The sequence below is a fragment of the Tritonibacter sp. SIMBA_163 genome (genome assembly GCF_046535935.1).
GTDB classification, from domain to species: domain Bacteria; phylum Pseudomonadota; class Alphaproteobacteria; order Rhodobacterales; family Rhodobacteraceae; genus Epibacterium; species Epibacterium scottomollicae.
Genome location: NZ_JAWJBP010001237.1, coordinates 1 through 239, shown reverse-complemented (window position 1 = coordinate 239; position 239 = coordinate 1). Strand labels below are relative to the sequence as shown.

1 protein-coding gene is annotated in these 239 nt (G+C 65.3%); it reads left to right on the top strand.

What is annotated here, in order from left to right; all coding sequences use genetic code 11:
- Positions 1-239: hypothetical protein (locus tag R0J92_RS26260; RefSeq protein WP_411053850.1), on the top strand; the 239-nt coding region annotated here is incomplete at both ends.

The window sequence follows — 239 nt, the reverse complement described above, 5'->3', positions numbered from 1 at the left end:
CGCGATGTGCGCGCCAAGGACGTGCAGATGCTCTTTGCCGATGCCTCTACCGGCGCGCATTCACCGGCGCTGGTGCGGCAGGGGCAGATTTCCGAACTGATCAATGCTAAGCCCAAGGCCCGCCGCCGGGCGCTGGAAGAGGCGGCGGGGATCTCCGGCCTCTTTCACCGGCGCCACGAGGCGGGGCTGAAGCTGAAGAACATCGAACAGAACCTGTTGCTCGTCGATGACGCGAGCGA